Origin of the sequence: Faecalibacter bovis (genome assembly GCF_017948305.1) — a bacterium.
Taxonomy (GTDB): Bacteria; Bacteroidota; Bacteroidia; order Flavobacteriales; family Weeksellaceae; genus Empedobacter; species Empedobacter bovis.
In genome coordinates this window covers 1,079,960-1,103,123 of the sequence record NZ_CP072842.1, presented here as the reverse complement: position 1 = coordinate 1,103,123, position 23,164 = coordinate 1,079,960, and the positions used below count along the sequence as shown (strand labels likewise).

The 23,164-nt window shown below is 31.4% G+C and carries 21 protein-coding genes and 2 tRNA genes; 9 read left to right on the top strand and 14 right to left on the bottom strand.

Annotated features, from left to right (window positions below):
* Nucleotides 1-53 precede the first annotated feature (53 nt).
* Together metG and J9309_RS05250 are read left to right on the top strand one after the other, a co-directional pair.
* Nucleotides 54-2,090: a methionine--tRNA ligase gene (gene metG / locus J9309_RS05255; RefSeq protein ID WP_230477486.1), complete on the top strand. Its 2,037-nt coding sequence runs from the start codon at nucleotides 54-56 to the stop codon at nucleotides 2,088-2,090.
* Nucleotides 2,091-2,222: 132 nt separating this feature from the next.
* The gene (locus J9309_RS05250; protein WP_230477485.1) at nucleotides 2,223-3,194 is read left to right on the top strand and encodes a hypothetical protein; all 972 of its coding nucleotides are present in this window, start codon (nucleotides 2,223-2,225) and stop codon (nucleotides 3,192-3,194) included.
* A 21-nt stretch (nucleotides 3,195-3,215) separates the two neighbouring features.
* On the opposite strand, the gene cls is transcribed toward J9309_RS05250, so the two are convergent.
* Nucleotides 3,216-4,694: a cardiolipin synthase gene (gene cls, locus J9309_RS05245; protein WP_230477484.1), complete on the bottom strand. Its 1,479-nt coding sequence runs from the start codon at nucleotides 4,692-4,694 to the stop codon at nucleotides 3,216-3,218.
* 150 nt (nucleotides 4,695-4,844) lie between these two features.
* Here cls and J9309_RS05240 point away from each other — a divergent pair.
* From J9309_RS05240 to J9309_RS05230, 3 genes are all read left to right on the top strand, one after another.
* Nucleotides 4,845-4,917 (top strand) — tRNA-Phe (locus tag J9309_RS05240).
* Nucleotides 4,918-5,059: 142 nt separating this feature from the next.
* Nucleotides 5,060-5,407, top strand: a complete 348-nt coding sequence (locus J9309_RS05235) for a phosphomannose isomerase type II C-terminal cupin domain (protein ID WP_230477483.1) — start codon at nucleotides 5,060-5,062, stop codon at nucleotides 5,405-5,407.
* 41 nt (nucleotides 5,408-5,448) lie between these two features.
* A complete protein-coding gene (locus tag J9309_RS05230; RefSeq protein WP_230477482.1) occupies nucleotides 5,449-5,883 on the top strand; it encodes an adenylyltransferase/cytidyltransferase family protein in 435 nt (144 codons plus the stop codon).
* A gap of 38 nt (nucleotides 5,884-5,921) precedes the next feature.
* On the opposite strand, the gene J9309_RS05225 is transcribed toward J9309_RS05230, so the two are convergent.
* Nucleotides 5,922-6,839 carry an AEC family transporter gene (locus J9309_RS05225; RefSeq protein ID WP_230477481.1) on the bottom strand — a complete coding sequence of 306 codons (918 nt, stop codon included), beginning with the start codon at nucleotides 6,837-6,839 and terminating at the stop codon, nucleotides 5,922-5,924.
* Between the two features lie 130 nt (nucleotides 6,840-6,969).
* Between J9309_RS05225 and der the strand changes: the two genes are divergently transcribed.
* Complete coding sequence (der, locus tag J9309_RS05220; RefSeq protein ID WP_230477480.1) at nucleotides 6,970-8,277, top strand: ribosome biogenesis GTPase Der; 1,308 nt, start codon at nucleotides 6,970-6,972, stop codon at nucleotides 8,275-8,277.
* A 114-nt stretch (nucleotides 8,278-8,391) separates the two neighbouring features.
* Here the strand turns inward: der and J9309_RS05215 are convergent.
* Nucleotides 8,392-8,465: transfer RNA gene (locus J9309_RS05215), tRNA-Arg, on the bottom strand.
* Nucleotides 8,466-8,653: 188 nt separating this feature from the next.
* Here J9309_RS05215 and J9309_RS05210 point away from each other — a divergent pair.
* Together J9309_RS05210 and J9309_RS05205 are read left to right on the top strand one after the other, a co-directional pair.
* On the top strand, nucleotides 8,654-9,712 hold the full coding sequence (locus J9309_RS05210; RefSeq protein ID WP_230477479.1) for an ABC transporter substrate-binding protein: 1,059 nt from the start codon (nucleotides 8,654-8,656) through the stop codon (nucleotides 9,710-9,712).
* Nucleotide 9,713: 1 nt separating this feature from the next.
* Entirely contained in the window at nucleotides 9,714-10,205 is a 492-nt protein-coding gene (locus J9309_RS05205) for a MepB family protein (protein WP_230477478.1), read from the top strand.
* Between the two features lie 45 nt (nucleotides 10,206-10,250).
* On the opposite strand, the gene pheS is transcribed toward J9309_RS05205, so the two are convergent.
* The 6 genes from pheS to J9309_RS05175 all read right to left on the bottom strand — a co-directional run bounded on the left by pheS (nucleotide 10,251) and on the right by J9309_RS05175 (nucleotide 15,601).
* On the bottom strand, nucleotides 10,251-11,270 hold the full coding sequence (gene pheS / locus J9309_RS05200) for a phenylalanine--tRNA ligase subunit alpha (protein WP_230477477.1): 1,020 nt from the start codon (nucleotides 11,268-11,270) through the stop codon (nucleotides 10,251-10,253).
* Nucleotides 11,271-11,405: 135 nt separating this feature from the next.
* Nucleotides 11,406-12,848, bottom strand: a complete 1,443-nt coding sequence (pyk, locus tag J9309_RS05195; protein WP_230477476.1) for a pyruvate kinase — start codon at nucleotides 12,846-12,848, stop codon at nucleotides 11,406-11,408.
* A gap of 29 nt (nucleotides 12,849-12,877) precedes the next feature.
* Entirely contained in the window at nucleotides 12,878-13,336 is a 459-nt protein-coding gene (locus tag J9309_RS05190) for an IPExxxVDY family protein (RefSeq protein WP_230477475.1), read from the bottom strand.
* Nucleotides 13,337-13,340: 4 nt separating this feature from the next.
* A complete protein-coding gene (gene rnc / locus J9309_RS05185) occupies nucleotides 13,341-14,093 on the bottom strand; it encodes a ribonuclease III (protein ID WP_230477474.1) in 753 nt (250 codons plus the stop codon).
* The gene (gene fabF / locus J9309_RS05180; protein WP_230477473.1) at nucleotides 14,093-15,346 is read right to left on the bottom strand and encodes a beta-ketoacyl-ACP synthase II; all 1,254 of its coding nucleotides are present in this window, start codon (nucleotides 15,344-15,346) and stop codon (nucleotides 14,093-14,095) included. Before fabF ends, rnc begins: the two co-directional genes overlap by 1 nt.
* A gap of 18 nt (nucleotides 15,347-15,364) precedes the next feature.
* Entirely contained in the window at nucleotides 15,365-15,601 is a 237-nt protein-coding gene (locus tag J9309_RS05175) for an acyl carrier protein (RefSeq protein WP_019975541.1), read from the bottom strand.
* A 226-nt stretch (nucleotides 15,602-15,827) separates the two neighbouring features.
* On the opposite strand from J9309_RS05175, the gene pckA reads away from it, so the two are divergent.
* Nucleotides 15,828-17,399, top strand: a complete 1,572-nt coding sequence (pckA, locus tag J9309_RS05170; RefSeq protein ID WP_230477472.1) for a phosphoenolpyruvate carboxykinase (ATP) — start codon at nucleotides 15,828-15,830, stop codon at nucleotides 17,397-17,399.
* 58 nt (nucleotides 17,400-17,457) lie between these two features.
* On the opposite strand, the gene J9309_RS05165 is transcribed toward pckA, so the two are convergent.
* The 5 genes from J9309_RS05165 to glmS all read right to left on the bottom strand — a co-directional run bounded on the left by J9309_RS05165 (nucleotide 17,458) and on the right by glmS (nucleotide 23,163).
* A complete protein-coding gene (locus J9309_RS05165; protein WP_230477471.1) occupies nucleotides 17,458-18,459 on the bottom strand; it encodes a class I SAM-dependent methyltransferase in 1,002 nt (333 codons plus the stop codon).
* A 2-nt stretch (nucleotides 18,460-18,461) separates the two neighbouring features.
* Nucleotides 18,462-19,169, bottom strand: coding sequence for a tRNA1(Val) (adenine(37)-N6)-methyltransferase (locus J9309_RS05160; RefSeq protein WP_230477470.1), 708 nt, complete (start codon nucleotides 19,167-19,169; stop codon nucleotides 18,462-18,464).
* Nucleotides 19,162-20,562 carry a sensor histidine kinase gene (locus J9309_RS05155; protein WP_230477469.1) on the bottom strand — a complete coding sequence of 467 codons (1,401 nt, stop codon included), beginning with the start codon at nucleotides 20,560-20,562 and terminating at the stop codon, nucleotides 19,162-19,164. Before J9309_RS05155 ends, J9309_RS05160 begins: the two co-directional genes overlap by 8 nt.
* A 63-nt stretch (nucleotides 20,563-20,625) precedes the next feature.
* Nucleotides 20,626-21,213 carry a riboflavin synthase gene (locus J9309_RS05150; protein WP_230477468.1) on the bottom strand — a complete coding sequence of 196 codons (588 nt, stop codon included), beginning with the start codon at nucleotides 21,211-21,213 and terminating at the stop codon, nucleotides 20,626-20,628.
* Nucleotides 21,214-21,315: 102 nt separating this feature from the next.
* On the bottom strand, nucleotides 21,316-23,163 hold the full coding sequence (gene glmS / locus J9309_RS05145) for a glutamine--fructose-6-phosphate transaminase (isomerizing) (protein WP_230477467.1): 1,848 nt from the start codon (nucleotides 23,161-23,163) through the stop codon (nucleotides 21,316-21,318).
* Nucleotide 23,164 lies beyond the last annotated feature (1 nt).

Genomic DNA, 23,164 nt, shown 5'->3' with positions numbered 1-23,164 from the left:
TTTATCAAACAACAACAAATCGTATCTTTGCGAACCTATAGATTATCAATAAAATGTGTAAAACTAATAGATATACAATTACGGCTGCGTTACCTTACGCAAACGGACCATTACATATCGGGCACATGGCAGGAGTTTACGTACCTTCTGACATCTTTGCGCGTTACTTAAGAAGAAAAGGAAAAGATGTAGCATTTATTGGAGGTTCTGATGAACATGGTATTCCAATTACAATTCGTGCGAAAAACGAAGGTGTTACGCCACAAGATATTGTAGATCGTTACCACGAGAACATCAAATCTACATTAGAAAACTTTGGTGTTACTTTCGATATTTATTCTCGTACAACTTCGGCTAAACACAAAGAAGTTGCACAAAATTTCTTCAAAACTTTATACGAAAACGGGAAATTTACTGAAGACGTTACAGAACAATATTACGACGAAGAAGCTAAAGAATTCTTAGCAGATAGATACATCCGTGGTGAATGTCCTAAATGTCAGAATCCTGATGCTTACGGTGATCAATGTGAAAAATGTGGATCAACTTTAAGTCCAGAAGAATTAGTAAATCCTCGTTCAGTTTTATCTGGAAATACGCCAATTCGTAAAGAAACTAAAAACTGGTATTTACCATTAGATCAATACCAAGATTTCTTAAAAGAATGGATTATTGACGGACATAAAAACGATTGGAAATCGAATGTTTACGGACAAGTTAAATCGTGGTTAGACGATGGTTTAAAACCTCGTGCAATGACGCGTGATTTAAACTGGGGAATTCCAGTTCCAGTGGATGGAGCTGAAGGAAAAGTAATGTACGTTTGGTTTGATGCACCAATTGGATATATCTCTTTCACGCAAGAATGGGCAGAGAAAAATGGAAAAGATTGGAAAGATTACTGGCAAAATGAAGAGACTAAATTAGTACACTTCATCGGTAAAGATAACATCGTTTTCCACTGTATCATTTTCCCTACGATGATGAAGGCACACGGTGATTACATCATGCCTGATAATGTACCTGCAAACGAATTCTTGAACTTAGAAGATGATAAAATTTCAACTTCAAGAAACTGGGCAGTTTGGGCACACGAATATTTAGAAGATTTCCCAGGACAAACAGATACTTTACGTTATGTTTTAGCCGCAAATATGCCTGAAAATAAAGATAACAACTTTACATGGAAAGATTTCCAAACGAAGAACAACTCGGAGTTAGTTGGGATTTTAGGAAACTTCATCAACCGTGTAATGGTTTTATCGCACAAATATTACCAAGGAATTGTTCCTGCTAAAACAATGGAATTTGAAGAAGTTGCTCAAATCAAAGGGTTTGCAACACGTATCGGTGAACACATCGAGAAATACGAATTCCGTGCAGCTTTAACAGAATACATGAACTTAGCGCGTTTAGGAAACCAATTTTTACAAGCGCAAGAGCCTTGGAAAAAAGGAGATAATCCGGAAGAAGTAAAAGGAATTATGAACGCAGCAACTCAAATTGCTGTTGCTTTAGGACAATTAGCTGAGCCATTCTTACCATTTGCATCAGAAAAGATGTTAAATATGATGAATGTTGATAAAATCGACTGGAATATGTTAGAATCTACGGACGAATTCGTTGCTGAAGGTCATCAATTAGAAGAATCTGAATTAATTTTCGGTAAAATCGAAGACGAAGCGGTAGAAGCTCAAATCAATAAATTACAAGAAAGTAAAACAAAAAATAATATGACGAATCCAAATGCTGAACCTCAAAAAGAATTAATTTCTTTTGATGATTTCCAAAAAATGGATATCCGTATCGGAACAATTTTAGAAGCGAAGAAAGTAGAAAAAGCGGATAAATTATTCGAATTAAAAGTGGATACAGGAATGGATGTTCGTACAATCGTTTCTGGAATTGCTGAACACTTTACTTTAGAAGAAGTAGTTGGTAAACAAGCTATGGTTTTAGCAAACTTAGCGCCTCGTAAAATTCGTGGAATCGAATCACACGGAATGTTATTATTCGCTGATAAAGCTGACGGAAAATTAACGTTCGTTAATCCTGAAGCTGAAACGCCAAACGGTGTTCAAGTTGGGTAATATTTCTTTGTAAAAAGCAAAATGTATTAAATATAATAAGTTAAGCCACTTCATTCGAAGTGGCTTTTTTATTTTAAATTTTATTTTAGTTCAACATTAAGAAATATAGTATTTTAGTTAAAATTTTAATCGATGCCAAAAATACTTTTCAGTTTCATTCTTTTTATTTTACATGTAAATACATATTCACAAGAAACTAAACTTTTTGGAAATTGGATACTTGTCCGAACATTATATGATGATTTAAAACCTTTAGAAATCAATCATCCTGATTATTCACAATCTTTAATTTACGAGATAAGAAAAGATCATTTCAAGGTGAATGGTGTTAAAAATGAATTTGTAGAATTTAAGAACGGACAAATTGACTATCCATTACAAACGATTAATTATAGCTTTAAAGATGATTATTTAATTACTCAAATTAAAGGAAGCAATTTAAAACACTTCTTTTTAAAACGAGAAGATCTTTTAAAAAAACACCCAGATTTGATACCAAGTCTTTCTCAAAATAAAGATTATATCTATGATAATGCCATCGCAAATTATTCTTTTGAACAAAATGTTCCTTTAGAAAGTTATTTAATTCGTGAATTGAATCAAATTGGTATTAGTCCAAAAAATAAAGAATTTGAAATTAATTTTATTTTGAATTCTTCCAATAAAATTGAAAATATCAAGATCGAGCCATCTTCAAAATACGATGAAACAATAATTGAATTACTAACTAAATCAGAAAAATTTTTTAAAAATAATACAGATCAAAATTTGTTAATTAGCAAGAATATCAATTTAGACATACTTGGAAGTTTTTATTTAAACTCTTCAATTAGAAGAATCAAAGATGAGATTGAAGACAATTATAAAAACAATAATTTTAAAAAAGTAATAGAATTATCTCCAAAATTTAATAAAGCAATAGAAGATGAAAATGAGAATCAACAATTAATTAAATCAACAAAAAAATTAATAGCGATTTCTTATTTAGCGACTGGTAAAACACAATTAGCTTGTTTTGATTTATTTGAAATTGGTGGTAAATCAGACTTTTCAGTTAGAAATTATTTCTTGGACTTTTGTAAAGATTATACTCATATTAAATAAAATCAGTTTTCTAAATACATCTTATAAAATTGGTGCTAATAAACGACATACTGAAGCAAAGGCTCGTCTAAAAATTGAAGTATTTTTCCACATAGCAAATGTCATTAAACTCGAATCTCTTTTATCTTGCTCATAATCTGCAATCATTTTAGTGATGAGTGCTTGATCATGTACAATAGCGGTTAACTCGAAATTAATAAAGAAACTTCTATTGTCTAAATTAACAGTTCCGATAAAGGCCAAATCATCATCAATAACTATTGTTTTCGCGTGTACAAACCCTTTCTCATACAAATACACCTTTACATTTTGTTCCATCAATTTCTTAGTAAAAGACAACGAAGCTTCTTGTACAATTATCGAATCTCCGTTCTTAGGCATCAATAATTCTACTTCTACTCCACTGTTTACGGCAATTAACAAAGCTGATTTAAACTCATCACTTGGTATAAAATAAGGAGTTGTTATTCTAACTTTCTTTTTAGCTAAAGTAATCGCCAAAATCATCGATTCCATTGCCGATTGTATGGGCGCACCAGGTGTAGTAAAAGCAAACCCAACGATGGCTCCATTTTTCACCTCATCATGTATTTTTATATAATCATAACTAAATATATTAAAATCCAATCCATCGGTCATCTTCCAATCCATCCAAAATTTTAATTGTAATAAATTAACCGCTTCTCCTTTAATTAACAAGGATGTATCTCTCCAATACAACTTATTAGAATCATTGTTAATGTATTTATCAGAAATGTTGATTCCGCCTACAAAAGCAATTTCACCATCAATAATCAAAATTTTACGATGATTTCTAAAATTGGAATTAGCTAAAGAATTAAACTTTACAGGTAAAAATGTTTGATATTGAACATTCGTATTTTTAAAAAGTTCCAAATAATTTTTATTGAGTTTTGGAGATCCAAAATCATCCGTAGTTATCCTAACTTCAACACCATCATTTGCTTTCTCTATCAGGATATTTATGATTTCGTTTCCAATATCATCCAGTTCGAAAATATAATATTCCAAATGGATGTGATGTTTAGCATTTCGTATGGCGTGTATAAATTCAGGAAATTTTTCTTCTCCGTTTTGCAATAATTTAACTTCACAATTCATAAAAGGCGGAGATGATAAACTATGATTCAGGTATTTAAAGACTTTTACTTTTGCGCCAATTCTTTCCTCTATAACTTCAAAATCCTTTTCAATTAAATGATTAATCTTTCGCCAATTTTTTATAAAATCAGCAGAAGTTTTTTTATCATTCTTTTTAAAATATTGATCTTTCTTAAAATCTTGTCCAAAAAAATAGTAAATAATAATTCCAACAATCGGAATCATAATTATGACTAAAATCCAAGCAACCGTTTTGGTAGGATTTCTATTTTCTATTAAAATTGTAAAAATTACTGCTAGATAAATACATGTTAACGGAACCCAATACCATTGTTTAAAAAAGTTCCAGATTTGAAGTAATTCAATGCTAATATCCATTTATTGAAAAATATTTTAAAAATAATTTTAATTTTATTCATATCATAATCAACATGGTAAAACATAACGGATAAAAATTTTTATAAATATTTTAAAAAACATTTGGTAAAATCAAAATTCGATGCGTATATTTGCAGTCCCAAATGAGAAGGTGCCTTAGCTCAGTTGGTAGAGCAAAGGACTGAAAATCCTTGTGTCCCTGGTTCGATTCCTGGAGGCACCACTTTCTTTAAAACCTCAAACAAATTGTTTGAGGTTTTTTTATTTAATATTAAAAAATTTAAAACATAAGTTTAAAGAAAAAAAATTCTTTAACTTGCATATAAGTTAAAACTTATTGTTTTAATCAAAACATACATTCATATATGGAAATTGGCAACAGACCTTGGGGTACATACTACGTTTTAGAAGACGAAGAAACGCATAAAGTTAAACGCATCGAAGTAAATATCGGTGGTCGTTTGTCTTATCAGTACCACCAACACAGAGCTGAAGTTTGGACAATCGTTAAAGGAACTGCAAAAGTTACTTTAGACGGTGTTGATACTATTTACCATCCTGGTGAAGTAGTTATCATTCCTTTACAAGCTAAACATAGAATCCAAAATATAGGTGATGAAACTTTAATTTTTATTGAAGTACAGCATGGGACATATTTTGGCGAAGAAGATATCATCCGAATTGAAGATGATTACGATCGAGGAAACGATTAAAATACCTAACCAAATATACTAAACTCTTAAAAAAGACAACTATGAAAATTGGAATAACTTTTAGTGCTTTTGACCTATTGCATGCTGGGCACATTAAAATGCTGGAAGACGCTAAAGAACATTGCGATTACTTAATCGTTGGTTTACAAACTGATCCTACATTAGATAGACCGGAGAAAAACAAACCTACGCAAACTGTTGTAGAAAGATACATCCAGTTAAAAGGTTGTAGATTTGTTGATGAGATCGTTCCCTACGCTACTGAACAAGATTTGGAAGATATTTTAAAATCTTTCAAAGTTGATGTTCGTATTCTAGGTATTGAATACAAAGACAAAAACTTTACAGGACGCGAATACTGCGAGGAAAAAGGAATTGAGTTATATTATAATTCAAGAGACCACCGTTTTTCAAGTTCTGGATTAAGAAAAGTTGTCGCAGAAAAAGAACAAATGAAACTTTTAAAGAAAGCATAAATAAAAAAGGATTGAAATCGATTTCAATCCTTTTTTTATTATCCTAAATACCATTCTAAAAACATATACCAAATTGCCATTGTAATAAAAGATAACGGAATACCTACGCCAATCATCATATTTGCTAATCTTGGCTTCAAACCATATTGCACTGCAACAATAGCTCCTGTAATCATTGGCGGCATCGCAGCTTCCATAATCGAAACTTTAATCGGTAAATCATTTTGTTTAAACCCTAAACAATAAATCAAGAAACAGATCATTGGCCAAATAATTAAACAATAAAATAATCCTAAAGCCAAAAACTTCCAATGTTTACTTCTTCTTTCTATTTTTAACTGAAAACCAACCGAAACTAATGCTAAAGGACTAACAGTTGCCATTAGTTTTCCCAAAACTTCTTTTGTATAACTTGTAAAGTGAAGATTTAATAACAGCATTCCTAAACCTACTAAAAACGCAATAAATGGCGGAAATTTAATTAGATTGATTAAGATTGATTGTATACTTTTCTCTCCTTTAGAATAACTCATCGCTGTTAACATTCCTAAACTTGATAAAACCACTACAGTTCCTGGAATATCTACAATTATTAAAGTCTTTATCCCTTCATCACCGTATAAAGCTTGAATAACCGGTATTCCAACAAAAGAGGTATTACCTAAACCCGCGGTTAAAAGCAAACATCCAATCAATTTATTTGACCATCCAAAATACTTTCCAAGAGGAATAAATAGAATCGCGGCAAATAAAAATCCTATATAAGCTACTGATGTCGGAAACAACAATTCCCAATTCAATTCAATCTCAGGTAAATGATACAATGCCATCGCTGGCACAGATATAAATAATACAAATTGATTTAAAACAACATGTGTATTATTCGGGAAATTTGGTAATCTTTTGATAACTAAACCAATAAATAAGCAGAGAAATAATAATATAATACTAGACAAAGGGTTAGAATTTTTATTAAAATTACATTTAAAATCACTGAAAAGCTTGATAAAACCTAAGAATTTTATTTATTTTTCTAAATATAAAATTCTTAATTCAGATTATATCAAAAGGTTGTACCTTTGCACCATGTCAAATTTAGTTGCAATTGTAGGAAGACCAAACGTTGGTAAATCAACTTTCTTCAACCGTTTAATCCAAAAAAGACAAGCTATCGTTGATGACACTTCTGGTGTTACACGTGACCGTCATTATGGAAAATCGGAGTGGATTGGTAAAGAATTTACCGTAATCGATACCGGAGGGTATGTCGTTGGATCAGATGATACCTTTGAAGAAGAGATTCGTAAGCAAGTAGAATTAGCAATCGACGAAGCAAATGTTATTTTATTCGTTGTTGATAATCAAGCTGGTTTAACGGACATGGATAAGGAAGTTGGCAACCTTTTAAGACGCACTAAGAAGCCTACATTCTTAGTTGTGAACAAGGTTGATACTAACAAAAATTTACACGATACTTATGAGTTTTACAACTTAGGTTTCGAAAAAATGCACACGATCTCTGCTATGACAGGATCTGGTACAGGTGAATTATTAGATGAAGTAGTTGAATGTTTTGAAGATGTCGTTTACGAAGATCCATACGAAGGTTTACCTCGTGTGACTATCGTTGGACGTCCAAATGCAGGAAAATCTACATTCATCAATGCTTTATTAGGTGAAGAACGTAACATTGTTACAGACATCGCCGGAACAACTCGTGATTCGATCGAGACTTTATATAACAAATTTGGGCAAGAATTCGTTTTAGTGGATACTGCCGGAATGCGTAAAAAAGGTAAAGTAAGCGAGGATTTAGAGTTTTACTCTGTAATGCGTTCAATCCGTTCTATCGAAGAATGTGATGTATGTGTTTTAGTTGTAGATGCTACACGCGGTATTGAAGCTCAGGATTTAAATATTTTATATTTAGCTGAAAGAAACAAAAAAGGTGTGGTTATCTTAATCAACAAATGGGATTTAGTTGAAAAAGAAACAAATACAATGAAAGAATACGAAGATCAAATTCGTAGACGTATCGCTCCTTTTAACGATGTTCCAATTTTATTTATTTCTGCGTTAACAAAACAACGTGTACACAAGGCTGTAGAAACATTTATTCGTGTTTACGAAAACCGTACTCGTCGTATTCGTACAAGTAAATTAAATGAAATTATGTTACCAATTATCGAGATTACTCCTCCTCCAGCAATTAAAGGAAAGTACATTAAGATTAAATATGTAACACAATTACCAACAAAAACGCCTCAGTTTGCATTTTTCGCGAACTTACCACAATATGTGAAAGAGCCTTACAAACGTTTTATTGAAAACCATTTAAGACGTGAGTTTGATTTCTCTGGTGTTCCAATTGAGATTTATTTCAGACAAAAATAATTGCATTAGCCATTCCATTTCGGAATGGCTCTTTTTATTTCTTCACTATAAATATGCTGACGAAAAGTTATTGCATAAAAAAAACTCATCAATTGCTTGATGAGTTTTAGTTTGTGACGTTGGCAGGATTCAAACCTGCAACCTCTTGAGCCGTAATCAAGTGCGCTATTCAGTTGCGCCACAACGCCATTTGAAAATCAGAATGTTTATTCCTTAATTCGAGTGCAAATATAAGGCTGTTTTATTCAATAATCCAAGTTTTAGCTTAAAAATTTTCAAACATTTTTATAATCAGCTTTATATCAACCAATTATTAAATAAAATAATTTAAACTTTATAAATTTATTATCTTGTTCCTCATTAACAAAGGATTCATATGTTCAAAAAAATACTTTTCGCCACATTAATATCACTTACTTTCAGTTGTAAAAAATCAGAAGAAACTAAACAAAACATTTATAAAACTGATTTTAAGTACGCAAAGGAAATTCTATATACGGAAGACGAAAATAGCATTACAATAAAATCTGGAGTAAATTCAACCACATTTAATAAAAAGGAATTACCAATTACCAATATAATGGTTGAAACTGTTTCTGGAATCGCCTTTTTAGACGAATTAGGAACTGTTTCTACCATAAAAGGTGTTGCTGATTCAAAGTATATTTATAATCCAAAAATCGCCGCTAAAATTAAGAATAAAGAAGTTTTAGAAATTGGAAATGTGAATGAATTATATCTGGAAGTTATTTTACAACACAAACCTCAAGTAATTATCGCCAGTACAAATCCTGTTTTAGCTAAATATCATCAACAATTGGAACAAAATGGAGTTAAAATTCTTTACATTGATGAATATCTTGAAAATGATCCGTTAGGTAGATTAGAATATTTAAAGGTTTTTGGGAAAATTTTAAATAAGGAAGATTTAGCTCTACAACGATTTGAAAAAATTGAGAAAAAATACGACTCAATCAAATCTATTATTCAAAATCATGGTAAAGGCAACGTTAAAACTTTAGTAAATACGATGTTTGGTGATGTTTGGTATTTACCAACGAAAAACAATTTACAAGCGAAATTAATCAATGACGCTAAAGGAAATTATATTTTTAACGATAAACAATCCGAAAATACTTTAAACTTATCTTTTGAAGAAGTTTATACCGAAGCCAAAAATGCAACGCATTGGATTAATCCTAATTACAATTCCTTAGCTCAAATGAAAGCTTCTTACCCGAATTATGCTTGGTTTGACGCATACAAAACAGGTAAAGTTTATAATTCAGATAAAAGAAGTAATATCTACGGCGCGAAAGATTATTTTGAACAAGGAATTATCAGACCAGATCTAATTTTGAATGATCTTGGTAAGATTTTTTATCCAGATCTTTTTCCAAAATACAATTTGTATTTTTATCAACAACTGAAATAAGATGAATCTTATTATTCACGAATTTGAAAATTATATTTTAAAAAATTTAAATTATTCAATTTCAAATCTTCAAAAATACGAAGAATGTAACGAATATTTGGGCTATAATTTCATCGCTAATAATCAGTTATTTAAATTTAGAAAAGCAAAAATAACTCCTAAAAAAGTTGGGCAATTTGTAACTTTATGGAAAAGAAATGAACAGAATATAACCGAACCATTTCACGAGAATGATTGTTTTGAATATGTAATCATAGCAACATTAGACAATGCTTATCTTGGGTATTTTATCTTTCCGAAAGCAGTTTTGATTGAAAAGAATATTATTTCATCTAATATAAAAGAAGGGAAAAGAGGATTTAGAGTTTATCCTAAATGGTGTAATCCTACGAATAAACAAGCCATTAAAACCCAAAATTGGCAACTTGAATATTTTATAGAAATAATTAAAAATCAACCTGATTTAAATCGAATTAAATCATTATTAAAATAAAAAAGGAGCTTAAAAGCTCCTTTTCAAATTATATTTTAAATTCGATTAGAATAATTCAGATTTGAATTGCTCTAAGAAACGAACGTCATTTTCTGTGTATAAACGGATATCTCCAATTTGATATAATAATAAAGCTATACGCTCAATTCCCATACCGAATGCGTAACCAGAATAAACTTCTGGATCAATATTTACGTTTTTCAATACGTTAGGATCAATCATACCACATCCCATAATTTCTAACCATCCAGTACCTTTTGTCATACGGTAATCTGTTTCAGTTTCTAATCCCCAGTACACATCAACTTCTGCTGATGGCTCTGTAAATGGGAAATAAGATGGACGTAAACGAATTTCTGACTTACCGAATAACTCTTGCGTAAAGTAGCTTAATGTTTGCTTTAAATCTGCAAAAGAAACGCCTTTATCGATATATAAACCTTCAATTTGATGGAACATCATATGTGAACGAGATGAAATCGCTTCGTTACGGTAAACACGACCTGGCGCTAAGAAACGCATGGGTGGTTCGTGGTTTTCCATGTGACGAATTTGTACAGACGATGTGTGTGTACGTAAAACGATATCTGGATCTTGCTCGATGAAGAAAGTATCTTGCATATCACGCGCTGGGTGATATGTTGGTAAATTTAATGCTGTAAAGTTATGCCAATCATCTTCGATTTCTGGACCTTCAGAAACTCCAAAACCAATACGTTTAAAAATCTCTAAAATTCTATTTTTCGTGATGTTAATTGGGTGACGAGAACCTAAAGTAAACGGTTCACCAGGACGAGTTAAATCTAATCCAGCATCAATAGTTCCTTCAGATGAAGATTCATTTTTAAGAACTGTTGATTTCTCTGTTGCTAATGTTTTTAATTCATTTACAACTTGACCAAATTCTTTCTTCTCTTCGTTTGGAACTGCTTTGAATTGCGCAAACAAATCATTTAAAATCCCTTTTTTACCTAAAAATTTAATTCTAAACTCCTCAATTTCGGCAGGATTAGTCGAATGGAAGTTTTTAACTTCTTCTATATATTGTTTGATTTGGTCAATCATGATTATAAATACAATTTGAATACAAATTTAACAATTATTCAACTGAATAGACAAGTTTTAACGTGGATAAAAGAAAATAAAAAATCCTTTCGAGTCTAAACTCGAAAGGATTGTATGTAAAAACTTCGTAAAAGATTAAACCATTGAAATACGTAACGTATTTGTGATTCCTTTTTCGAAAGCTGGCATTGCATTTAAGTTTACGATGTAATCACCGTAATCAATATAACCACTATTTTTCGCTAAAATATTAACTTCTGTTACCGTTTGATCTGTCGATGTATCACGTGGATCGTAATTAATCGCTTTAACACCCCATAATAAGTTTAACATTCTGTTGATGCGTTTACTTGGATTGAAAACTAAGATGAACGCATTTGGACGATGTGATGAAATTTGGAACGCTGTATAACCAGAATATGTTAATGTAGCAATTGCTTTTGCATCTGTATGAGACACCATTTTAGCTGCATTATAACAAACAATATCTGTTACGAAACGTTCGTTTCTAACTTTTGGTTTGTGCTCTGGAATTCTAATGTGTTCATCATCTTCTACCGTTTGTAAAATCTTCGTCATTTTTTCAATAACTTGGATTGGATACATACCTACAGAAGTTTCTCCTGATAACATCACCGCATCAGCACCATCAAAAACAGCATTTGCAACATCAGAAACTTCTGCACGAGTTGGTGTTAAACTCGAAATCATTGTTTCCATCATTTGTGTAGCAACAATAACTGGTTTACGAGCTAATTTAGCTTTGTCAATTAATTGTTTTTGAGCTTTTGGAACGATTTCAAACGGAACTTCAACTCCTAAATCTCCACGCGCTACCATTAATCCATCCGAATGAACTAAAATATCATCAATATTATCTAAAGCTTCTGGCTTTTCGATTTTTGAAATAATTGGAATTTTAAAAGAAGCGTGTTCTTTAATAAAATCTTGTAAATCTACTACGTCTTGACCTGAACGAACGAAAGATAATGCAAACCAATCTACTCTATTTTCAATAGCGAATTTAGCATCTTCCTTATCTTTTTCAGTTAAAGCTGGTAATGAGATTTTAGTGTTTGGTAAGTTTACTCCTTTTTTAGAACGTAACGGTCCACCTTGAATTGTTTCTGCCTTAACGATATCTACACCGTTAGTTTCTACAACTTTCAAGATTAATTTACCATCATCAATTAAGATGTTTTCACCAACTTGTACGTCTTGAGCAAACTTTTTGTAAGTCATAAAAACTTTTTCGTTTGTCCCAATTACATCTTCATTTGTAAAAGTTAAAATATCACCAGGATTAATAACAAAATCCTCGTGCTCCATTTTACCTATACGAAGTTTTGGACCTTGTAAATCGGCTAAAATAGCTGTATTGAATCCAAATTCTTCATTTAATTCATGAATTGTATCTATTTTATTTTTTACGTCTTCATAATCAGCATGAGAAAAATTGATACGAAATACATCAGTACCTTTTTTCATCATTTCTAAAATTACTTCTCGACGTTCTGTTGCTGGACCTAAGGTTGCAACAATTTTTGTTTTTTTAAGATAGTTTTTATCGTAAACCATATTTTCCTTTTTTTTGCACACGTTTATATTTAAAATATCAATCGATTAGCATCGCTAATGTCATCGACATCATAAATTTCAATATTATCTATAAAATTATTGGTTTTGAAAGGAATTATCAAATTATCAATATCATCATCCCATCCAGTTACCTTTAAAATATAGTTACAATTCTTGTATTTTGAAATTAAAGGAAAATCTGCTTGAAATAATTGAGTTAAATCTACTTCATTATTTTTAAAAACCGATTCAATTGGTCGATTTTTAATAATATGATAATCTATTTTATTAAAATCATCATACCAATGATAGCTTGAAAAAAAGAATTCCTGCTGATTTATTAAGTAATCATAATCTTTAATACGTTCAAAACAGGTATTAAAGTTAAGATTTAAATGGTATATAAACTGAAAAGGATCCTCGAAAGAAGAATTAACTCCTACTAATTGAAAATCGATAAAATCGTCTAATAATAGGATTTCCGCCATTCAATTATATGTTTTCTATTTTTTTCTGAAGAGTATAATAAGCTCTTTTTGAGGCACTTTCTTCAGCTTTTTTCTTTGATGTTCCTCTTCCTTTAGAAATTACTTTATCATTTAAACGGATGACAGATACAAAAACTTGTAAATCTTCCGCATTTTGTTCTTCAAAAGTATTGAATCTTAGCGTATTTCTTGTTTTTTGACTCCACTCTAAAATCAAAGATTTATGACTTGTAATGGTAGATTCTAAACGGTCTAAATCCGCGTAAGGATCAATAATCTTAAATTTGATAAAATCTTCTACAGCTTTAGCTCCTTTATCCACATAAATTGCACCCACTAAAGCTTCCAATAAATCACCATTTACATCTTCTCCAAGATTTGCGTGGTTATTTTTTGGTTCTAGGTAATTAAGTAATCCTAATTGTTTTGAGATTGAATTTAATTGTTTTCTGGAAACGATTTTTGAACGCATTTTAGTTAAATAACCTTCCTGCTGTTCTGGTGCTTTGTTATACAAATGTGTAGCGGCAGAAGCGCCAAGTAATGCATCTCCTAAAAATTCTAATCTTTCAAAATTTACACTATTTCCTTTATCGTCTTTTTTTTGTGCCGATCGGTGTGTGAACGCTTCCGTAAAAACATCGATATTCTCTGGATAATATCCTAAAATAGACTTCAAAAATTCAAATAAAGGCTCTTGAGCTGAAAAATTAGCTCGTTTTTTTTTAAAAGAAAATAAATTTTTAAAGAAAAACATTACTTATACTTCTTAAATATCACACATGCATTGTGTCCACCGAATCCGAATGTATTGCTTAAGGCATAGTTGATCACTTTTTCTTTCGCAACATTGAATGTATAATCAATTCTAGGATCTAGATTTTCATCGTCCGTAAAGTGATTAATTGTTGGGGGAACAATGTCGTTTTTAACTGCACTAATAGCTGCAATCGCTTCAACAATACCAGCAGCACCTAAAAGGTGACCTGTCATCGACTTAGTAGAGTTAATTTGAATATTGTATGCATCTTCACCAAATAATTTAGTGATTGCTTTAGATTCTGCTATATCTCCTAAAGGAGTTGAAGTTCCGTGCATATTGATATGATCAATATCTGCAGTTCCAATACCTGCATCTTCTAATGCGTTTTTCATCACGTTGTATGCACCTAATCCTTCTGGATGTGGAGCTGTTAAATGATGAGCGTCGGCAGATAAACCACCTCCAACTAATTCTGCATAAATTTTTGCTCCACGAGCAATTGCATGTTCGTATTCTTCAAGAATAATACATCCACCACCTTCTCCCATGATAAATCCATCACGATCTTTGTCGAAAGGACGAGATGCTGTTTTTGGATCATCATTACGAGTAGATAATGCGTGTAATGCATTAAAACCTCCGATACTTGATTCTGTTACCGCTGCTTCTGAACCACCTGTTACGATTGCATTAGCTTTTCCTAGTTGGATTAACATTAATGCGTCGATAATCGCGTTAGTAGATGATGCACAAGCTGAAACAGTTGTATAATTAGGTCCCATAAGACCAAATTCCATTGAGATATGACCTGGAGTAATATCTGCAATCATTTTTGGGATGAAGAATGGATTGAAACGTGGCGTTCCATTTCCAGTTGCGTAGTTAGTAACTTCTTCTTCAAAGGTCTTGATACCACCAATACCTGATCCCCAAATTACACCTATACGCTCTTTGTTTACATTGGCATCCTCTAGAATACCACTGTCTTTGATTGCTTCTCTAGCTGCTATAATCCCCAATTGTCCGCAACGATCAAGTTTACGAGCTTCTTTGCGGTCGAAATGATCTTCAATATTGAAGTTTTTCACCTCGCATGCAAATTGAGTTTTGAACTGTGAAGCATCAAATAGCGTAATAGGCGCAGCGCCACTTACTCCATTTTTCAATGCTTCCCAGAATTCTGGGTAAGTATTTCCAATTGGAGTAAAAGCGCCTAAACCTGTTACTACTACTCTTTTTAATTCCATTTATGAAATAAGGAATTATTACTTGTTTAAGTCTTCGATGTATTTAACAGCTTGACCAACAGTTGAAATTTTCTCAGCTTGATCGTCTGGAATTTGGATATCAAATTCTTTTTCGAATTCCATGATTAATTCAACTGTATCTAATGAATCAGCTCCTAAATCGTTAGTGAAGCTTGCTTCTAGAGTTACTTCGCTTTCGTCAACTCCTAATTTATCTACGATAATCGCTTTCACTCTTGATGTAATGTCAGACATAATATTCTATTTTTAATTGTTGTAAACTATTGCAAAAATAAAAAACTTAACTGATATGCAAGTTTTTTTTTATATGCATGCATAAGAACCACTAAATATATAATATTTTTTGGTTTACGAAAACGATTAAGTTAATGACATAAATCAAAAAAAATTATTATAATTTAGCTTAAATTTGTACGATAATTTTATCGAAATTCTAAAAAACTATAATAAAATCACAAAAATGAGCATAGAATTGGAAAAGTACGGAATTAAAAATTCCTCGGCACATTATCAATTATCTCCTAAAGAATTAACTGAAAGAATGGTAGAGATTGGTCAAGGTGAAGTAACTTCATCTGGAGCTGTTAATATCTTAACTGGAGAATTTACAGGTCGTTCGCCTAAAGATCGTTTCATTGTAAAAGATGAATTGACTGAAGAAACTGTATGGTGGGACGGTAACATAAATATTCCTTTCGACTCTGATAAATTTGATGCTTTATATGATAAAGTTGTTGCACACTTAAGTGGAAAAGACATCTATGTTCGTGATGCTTTTGCTTGCGCAGATGATAGATTCAAAACTAAAATTAGAGCTATTACCGAAACTCCAGGAGCTAATTTATTCATCTATAATATGTTTATTCGCCCAACTGCTGAAGAATTAGCTAGTTTTGGTGATGCTGAATGGACAATTATTAATGCTCCAACGTTTGTTGCTGATCCTGAAACTGATGGTACAAGACAACACAACTTCTCAATCTTAAACTTTAAACGTAAAATCGTTTTAAACGGTGGTACAGGTTATACAGGAGAGATGAAAAAAGGTATTTTCTCTGCCTTAAACTTTATCTTACCTGTTGATAAAAACACATTACCAATGCACTGTTCTGCTAACTCTGGTGAGAACGGAGATACAGCAATGTTCTTTGGTTTATCTGGAACAGGTAAAACTACTTTATCTGCAGACAAAAATCGTCGTTTAATCGGTGATGATGAGCACGGATGGACTGATGATAATACTGTTTTCAACTTTGAAGGTGGATGTTACGCAAAAGTAATTAACTTATCTGCAGAAGGTGAGCCAGAAATTTATGGTGCAATTAAAGAAGGTGCATTATTAGAAAACGTAGCATACTTTGAAGGAACTAAAGAAGTTGACTTTGAAAATACTGAAATTACTGAAAATACACGTGTTTCTTACCCAATTGATTTCATCGAAAATATCGCTGAACCATCATTAGGTAAAAATCCTAAAAATATTTTCTTCTTATCGTTTGATGCTTACGGAGTTTTCCCTCCAATCGCTAAGTTAAATCCAAACCAAGCTGCTTACTTATTTATCTCTGGATATACATCTAAAGTTGCAGGAACTGAAGCAGGTGTTACTGAACCTCAGACTACATTCTCTTCTTGTTTTGGAGCACCATTTATGCCGTTACACCCAACTAAATATGCTGAAATGTTAAGCGATAAAGTTGAGAAAACTGGTGTTAATGTTTGGTTAATCAATACAGGTTGGAACGGACAGAAAAAACGTATGTCTTTAAAAGATACACGTGCCGTAATTAATGCAGCTTTAAACGGAGATTTAGACAATGTTGAATTCAAGAAAGATCAATTCTTTGGATTTGAAATTCCAGTTGCTATTGACGGTGTTGATGCTGAAAAATTAAACCCAGCAACTTCTTTTGATTCTGCTGAAGCTTACGAAGCTAATGCGAAAGAATTAGCTGATAAATTTAAAAAGAACTTTGAGAAATTTTCAGAATATGCAACTCCAGAATTACTTTCTGGTGGACCATTAATCTAAAATTAGCTTAATTTTTAAATATAAAGAGTCGATTTCTTACGAAATCGACTCTTCTTTTTTATTGATATTTTAATACTATAATTGGCGCTAATTTGATCCCGTATTTTGGATTATTTAAAATAAAATAATTTAAAGCTTTTACGATAATTTTTTTTATTCCAGTTTTATCTATTTCACAATAAAAACTATTATCAACAGCTAATTTCAAACCATGTTTTTCACCAAGATTTTTGTAATAATTTAAAGGTAAAATTCGTTCAGTCCAAGCACCAAATTCGGGTTCACAACAATTATAAGAATCGATATTTATCTTCTGAAAAGTCTTATATTCTTGATAAAATTTCACAAAATCATCTAAATCTACATATCGTAAACCTCTTGATTTTTCTGCTAAAAGATTAATTTCATCGTCATTTAAGTTTAAATAATTTTTTGAAATATATGATTTTCTCTTGGGTATAAAATCTTCGACCTCATCTTTAATCATTGCTTTTTGCAATTTTTTAGATTTAATTTTATTATCAAAATTAGAAGCAGTAGTAAAAATCATTTTGATTTTAGGGTTGATTTGAACTAAATTTTTAAACATTTCATCCAAATCATACACATGTTCAATTGTATCCGTAGAAATTAAATACTCAACATTTAAATTTTCCTGACGAACCAACTTTAAAATATCTTCTGATGATCCAGTTACATAATAATCTGGACCAAAACCAAGTGATTGAGCTATTTTCTGAGCTGTTTTAACAGAGTTTGGGTTAAAATCGCAATAGATTACTTTAAAACCTAAAAGCTTCAAATAAAGGCTTAAAAATCCATGACCACCACCAAAATCTATAATCCATTTGTCTTTAAAATCGTTTTTAGAAACAAATTCTTGCACTGAAAAATCAAATAATTGAATGTAATAGAAAAAAGTAGGCTTCATTCCTAAAATATAATTCAGATTATAATCTGTTAAACCTAATTTCTCGAACTCAATATTGTTCAATAAATCATTGAATTTAATTACATTTTCGGAAGTAAAAGTTGATTTATAGTTTTGATAAATTGACATTTTTACATTTTTAAATAAAATTCCTTCGTAAGATTGATATAATCTTCCGTGTACTGATGTCTAGCAATTTCTACAATTAATTCTGAGAAAATTGTTTCTTGAGAATTAAATTTTAGATTGATTAAACTACGTTTAGCTTCAGCTTGTTTGTTGCCTTTTACACGAACAATTTTTGACGGAAAAAGACTTAATTCTTTTGCAATTTGAAGGAAATTAGCTTCCAAATCATAAGGAATTACAAAACTAGCAACTCCATTTTCGGTTAATAATTGTGCAGTTTTGGAAAGTAAATCATCAAAAGTAAGAGTTTCTTGTTGCCTCGCTTTTTTTCGTGCATCTAATTCTACCTTTTCGTTTATCACAAAAAATGGCGGATTACTTACGATTAAATCATATTTATAATCTGAAATAAAATCTTGAATTGCTGTTTTTTGAACCTGTAAACGATCAGAAAATTTTGAATTCGTAAAGTTTTCTTGCGCTTGAATAAATGCATCATCGTCTAATTCTACTGCATCAACAATAGCTTCAGGAAAACGCTGCGCGAGCATCAAAGAAATTAAACCTGTACCTGTACCAATATCCAGAATTTTGTTTCCAGATTCTAAATTTGACCAAGCTCCTAAAATTACTCCATCTGTTCCAACCTTCATTGCTGTTTGATCTTGATAGATATCAAACTGCTTGAATTTAAAAGGTTTTCTATTCATGATTATAAGGTAAATGAATAATAAATTTAGTTCCTACGTCTTCGGTACTTTCAAAAGTTATTTCTCCGTCATAATCCTCAATAATCTTTTTAACCATTGATAAACCAATTCCAGAACCACTTGATTTTGTAGTAAAACGTGGTTTAAAAATTTCTTTTTTATCTTCTTCCGATATTCCTTTTCCGTTATCTTCAATAATAACCACTAATTTGTCTCTATTAATTGATAAATCGACTAAAATAATTGGCTCTCTTGTGTGTGGAATTGCCTGAAACGCGTTTTTAACAATATTAGTTATTATACGATTCAAATACTGTTTATCAAAATACATTTTGATAACCGGTTTAGATGAAGTGAAGGTAATATTTGGAACATTAAAAATATCTAATGTGTTTTTTGTAATTTCTACAACATCAATTAATTCATCTTTACGAGAAGGCATTTTTGCAAAATCAGAAAATGCATCTGCAATAGATTCGATGGTATCGATTTGTTGCATCAAGATACTTGCGGTACGTTTAGTTCTTTCATCTAAAAGAGCATCATCAGTTTCAAATTTTCTCATATAATTTTGAATCATCAACTTCATAGGAGTTAATGGATTTTTAATTTCATGAGCAACTTGACGTGCAAATTCTCGCCATGCTTCCTGACGTTCAATATCAGCTAGTAATTCCGATTGATCTTTTAACTTAATCAACATTTCGTTATAAGCATCAACTAGCAATTTAATCTCATCATCTTTATCGTAGAGAATGGGTAAATTGTTCGTAATAACTTCCGTTTCTTTGATACGATCTGCGAAAGATGTTAATCGATTAAAGGTGTTTTTACTTACAACATAAATCATAATAGCACCTAAAAGAATAATAAATACGAAAGCAACTCCATAACTTCCTATCAACGTATTCATGTCTTCTTGTAAAAAGACATCATTCGTTTCATAAGGCAATGCAACTATCGCTAATTTCTTTGTTTCAGTTACGTCTTTGATGTAATTATAGGAAGCGTAATATGACCGCTCGTCATCTAAATCTTCTCCATATTCGATGTATTGATCATTCTTGTTTAAAGAATCTAAAATATTTTGTGGAAGAACTGGATATTTTGGATTTCTTGCTTCTGTTGTTAAGACTTGATTTCCTCGTAAGTCATAAATTACGATAGATAATTTTTGGATATCATTAATTTCAAGAATCCTAGTTTCTAAAACCTTAACAATATTATCTTCGTTTACTTCTGGGTACGAGTCTAAAAGATAATTTATTGAAAGAAGTACAGCTTTTTCCTTCTTCATTAAAATATCCTCGTGATAACGTTTTGTTTGTTCGTTAAAATGACGGTTAGTAATGATTAAAATTAAAACTGCAGTTGTGAGCAATACTCCTAACATATAGAGTGTAATTTTAATAGGGAGAGAGTTAGGAATTATGCGAAAACGTTTCCACATACACTTTTATTTAACCATTAATCGTTTAATGTATTTTCCTAAAATATCAAATTCTAAATTTACTAAAGAACCTTCTTTTAGTGTGTGTAGATTTGTAAACTCCCAAGTATAAGGAATAATTGCTACAGAAAATTCGCCAATAGAACTATCAACAACTGTTAAACTAATTCCATTGATACATATTGAACCCTTTTCCACTGTTACATTTCCATATAAAGCTTCGTCGTAATTTATAGTAATAATAGTACTACCCTCTTTATTTACTATACTTTTTACAACACCTGTTTGGTCTACATGTCCTTGTACAATGTGTCCGTCAATACGCCCATTAAATTGTAAGCAACGTTCTAAATTAACTAAGTGATCAACTTCTAAAGTACCTAAGTTTGTTTTATTAAGCGTTTCTTGAATTGCAGTTACTTTGTATTGATTATCTTTAAAATCAACAACTGTTAAACACACTCCGTTATGAGCAACACTTTGATCAATTTTTAACTCATTCGTAAATTCAGATTCAATCCAAAAATTAACATTCGTTTGATCTTTTTCTATGGCAGTTACTTTTCCTACTTTTTCAACAATTCCGGTAAACATTTTCTTATATTCTATAATTTATAAATATACTTTTTTTAATTAAAAGGCGTAAAAAAAGGATAGCAAAAAGCTATCCTTTTTTAAATATATAATTGTTAAAAATTATTCAACAGTTACAGACTTAGCTAAATTACGAGGTTGATCTACGTTTTTACCTAATTTAACAGCAATCCAGTACGATAATAATTGTAATGGAATAGCAGTTAAGATTGGAGAGAACTCCTCTGCCGTTTCAGGGATAACGATTACGTCATCTGCCATAGCTGAAACTTGCTCATCACCTTCGTTTACGATAGCGATAACTTTAGCTGAACGAGATTTAATTTCTTGGATATTAGAAACTACTTTTTCGTAGTAACCTTTTTTCGTCGCAATAACGATAACTGGCATGTTTTCGTCTAATAAAGCGATTGGTCCATGTTTCATCTCAGCAGCTGGATATCCTTCTGCGTGGATATAAGAAATCTCTTTTAATTTTAATGCACCTTCTAAAGCTGATGGATAATTGTATCCACGACCTAAGTAAATTGCATTTCTATTGTCTTTGTATTTTTCTGCGATTGCATCAACAACACCTTCACAATTATCTAAGATTTGTTGTACTAAATCTGGGATACGCTCTAACTCATTTGTTAATAAGTTAAATTGTGCTGCTGATAATTGTCCATTGTGTTTACCTAATTTTAAAGCAATTAAAGCTAAGATTGTTAACTGAGCTGTAAATGCTTTTGTAGAAGCAACACCAATTTCTGGACCTGCATGTGTATAAGCACCTGCATCTGTAATACGTGCGATTGAAGAACCTACAACATTATTAATACCGAAAATAAATGCACCTTTTTCTTTAGCTAATTTTAAAGCAGCTAAAGTATCAGCAGTTTCTCCTGATTGAGAAATAGCGATAACTACATCACTTTTCTTAATAATTGGATTACGGTAACGGAACTCTGATGCATATTCAACCTCAACAGGAATACGAGCAAAATCCTCAATCATGTATTCAGCAACTAAACCAGCATGGTAAGATGTACCACAGGCTACGATGATGATACGTTTAGCGTTTAAGAATTTTTCTTGGTGATCCCAAATTCCAGCCATCTTAATTACACCTTCGTCTACTAATAAACGACCGCGTAAAGTATCACGAATAGAACGTGGTTGCTCGTTAATTTCTTTTAACATGAAATGTTCGTAACCACCTTTTTCAATCGCCTCGATGTTTAATTGTAATTCTTGAACATCTAAAGAAACTGGTTCGTTATTATGAATTGTGCGTACATCTACTTCTTCACCTAAGCGAATTGTAGCCATATCGCCATCTTCTAAATAAACTGCATCTTTCGTAAACTCAATAAATGGCGAAGCATCTGAAGCTACGAAAAATTCATTTTCTCCAATACCAATAGCTAAAGGACTTCCTAAACGTCCTACAACAACTGTATCAGGATTTTGATTATCTAAAACTGCGATTGCATAAGCTCCGATCACTTCATTTAAAGCCATACGAACAGCATCCGTTAAAGATAAATTTTGTTCCTCTTGGAATAATTGGATAAAATTTACTAAAACTTCAGTATCAGTATCACTGTGGAAAATATATCCTTTATCAGATAATAACTTTTTGATTGATTCATAGTTTTCAATAATACCGTTATGTACTAAAACTAGTCTTCCGTTATTTGATAAATGTGGGTGTGAATTAACATCGTTTGGTACTCCGTGAGTAGCCCAACGTGTATGTCCAATCCCAATTTTTGGAGTCTTGTCTAAATCTGCTGCCTTTTCTTCAAGATCAACAACTTTACCTTTAGTTTTCGCAAGTTGAAAACCATTTGGAGTAGATAATACTAAACCAGCACTATCATACCCTCTATATTCTAAACGCTTTAATCCGTTTACGATAATAGGATACGCTTCACGATGTCCTATATAACCAACTATTCCACACATA

Coding starts and splice junctions, on each gene's coding strand:
- metG (WP_230477486.1), top strand. CDS start 54: ATGTGTAAAACTAATAGATATACAATTACGGCTGCGTTACCTTACGCA.
- J9309_RS05250 (WP_230477485.1), top strand. CDS start 2,223: ATGCCAAAAATACTTTTCAGTTTCATTCTTTTTATTTTACATGTAAAT.
- cls (WP_230477484.1), bottom strand. CDS start 4,694: ATGGATATTAGCATTGAATTACTTCAAATCTGGAACTTTTTTAAACAA.
- J9309_RS05235 (WP_230477483.1), top strand. CDS start 5,060: ATGGAAATTGGCAACAGACCTTGGGGTACATACTACGTTTTAGAAGAC.
- J9309_RS05230 (WP_230477482.1), top strand. CDS start 5,449: ATGAAAATTGGAATAACTTTTAGTGCTTTTGACCTATTGCATGCTGGG.
- der (WP_230477480.1), top strand. CDS start 6,970: ATGTCAAATTTAGTTGCAATTGTAGGAAGACCAAACGTTGGTAAATCA.
- J9309_RS05210 (WP_230477479.1), top strand. CDS start 8,654: ATGTTCAAAAAAATACTTTTCGCCACATTAATATCACTTACTTTCAGT.
- J9309_RS05205 (WP_230477478.1), top strand. CDS start 9,714: ATGAATCTTATTATTCACGAATTTGAAAATTATATTTTAAAAAATTTA.
- pheS (WP_230477477.1), bottom strand. CDS start 11,270: ATGATTGACCAAATCAAACAATATATAGAAGAAGTTAAAAACTTCCAT.
- pyk (WP_230477476.1), bottom strand. CDS start 12,848: ATGGTTTACGATAAAAACTATCTTAAAAAAACAAAAATTGTTGCAACC.
- J9309_RS05190 (WP_230477475.1), bottom strand. CDS start 13,336: ATGGCGGAAATCCTATTATTAGACGATTTTATCGATTTTCAATTAGTA.
- rnc (WP_230477474.1), bottom strand. CDS start 14,093: ATGTTTTTCTTTAAAAATTTATTTTCTTTTAAAAAAAAACGAGCTAAT.
- fabF (WP_230477473.1), bottom strand. CDS start 15,346: ATGGAATTAAAAAGAGTAGTAGTAACAGGTTTAGGCGCTTTTACTCCA.
- J9309_RS05175 (WP_019975541.1), bottom strand. CDS start 15,601: ATGTCTGACATTACATCAAGAGTGAAAGCGATTATCGTAGATAAATTA.
- pckA (WP_230477472.1), top strand. CDS start 15,828: ATGAGCATAGAATTGGAAAAGTACGGAATTAAAAATTCCTCGGCACAT.
- J9309_RS05165 (WP_230477471.1), bottom strand. CDS start 18,459: ATGTCAATTTATCAAAACTATAAATCAACTTTTACTTCCGAAAATGTA.
- J9309_RS05160 (WP_230477470.1), bottom strand. CDS start 19,169: ATGAATAGAAAACCTTTTAAATTCAAGCAGTTTGATATCTATCAAGAT.
- J9309_RS05155 (WP_230477469.1), bottom strand. CDS start 20,562: ATGTTAGGAGTATTGCTCACAACTGCAGTTTTAATTTTAATCATTACT.
- J9309_RS05150 (WP_230477468.1), bottom strand. CDS start 21,213: ATGTTTACCGGAATTGTTGAAAAAGTAGGAAAAGTAACTGCCATAGAA.
- glmS (WP_230477467.1), bottom strand. CDS start 23,163: ATGTGTGGAATAGTTGGTTATATAGGACATCGTGAAGCGTATCCTATT.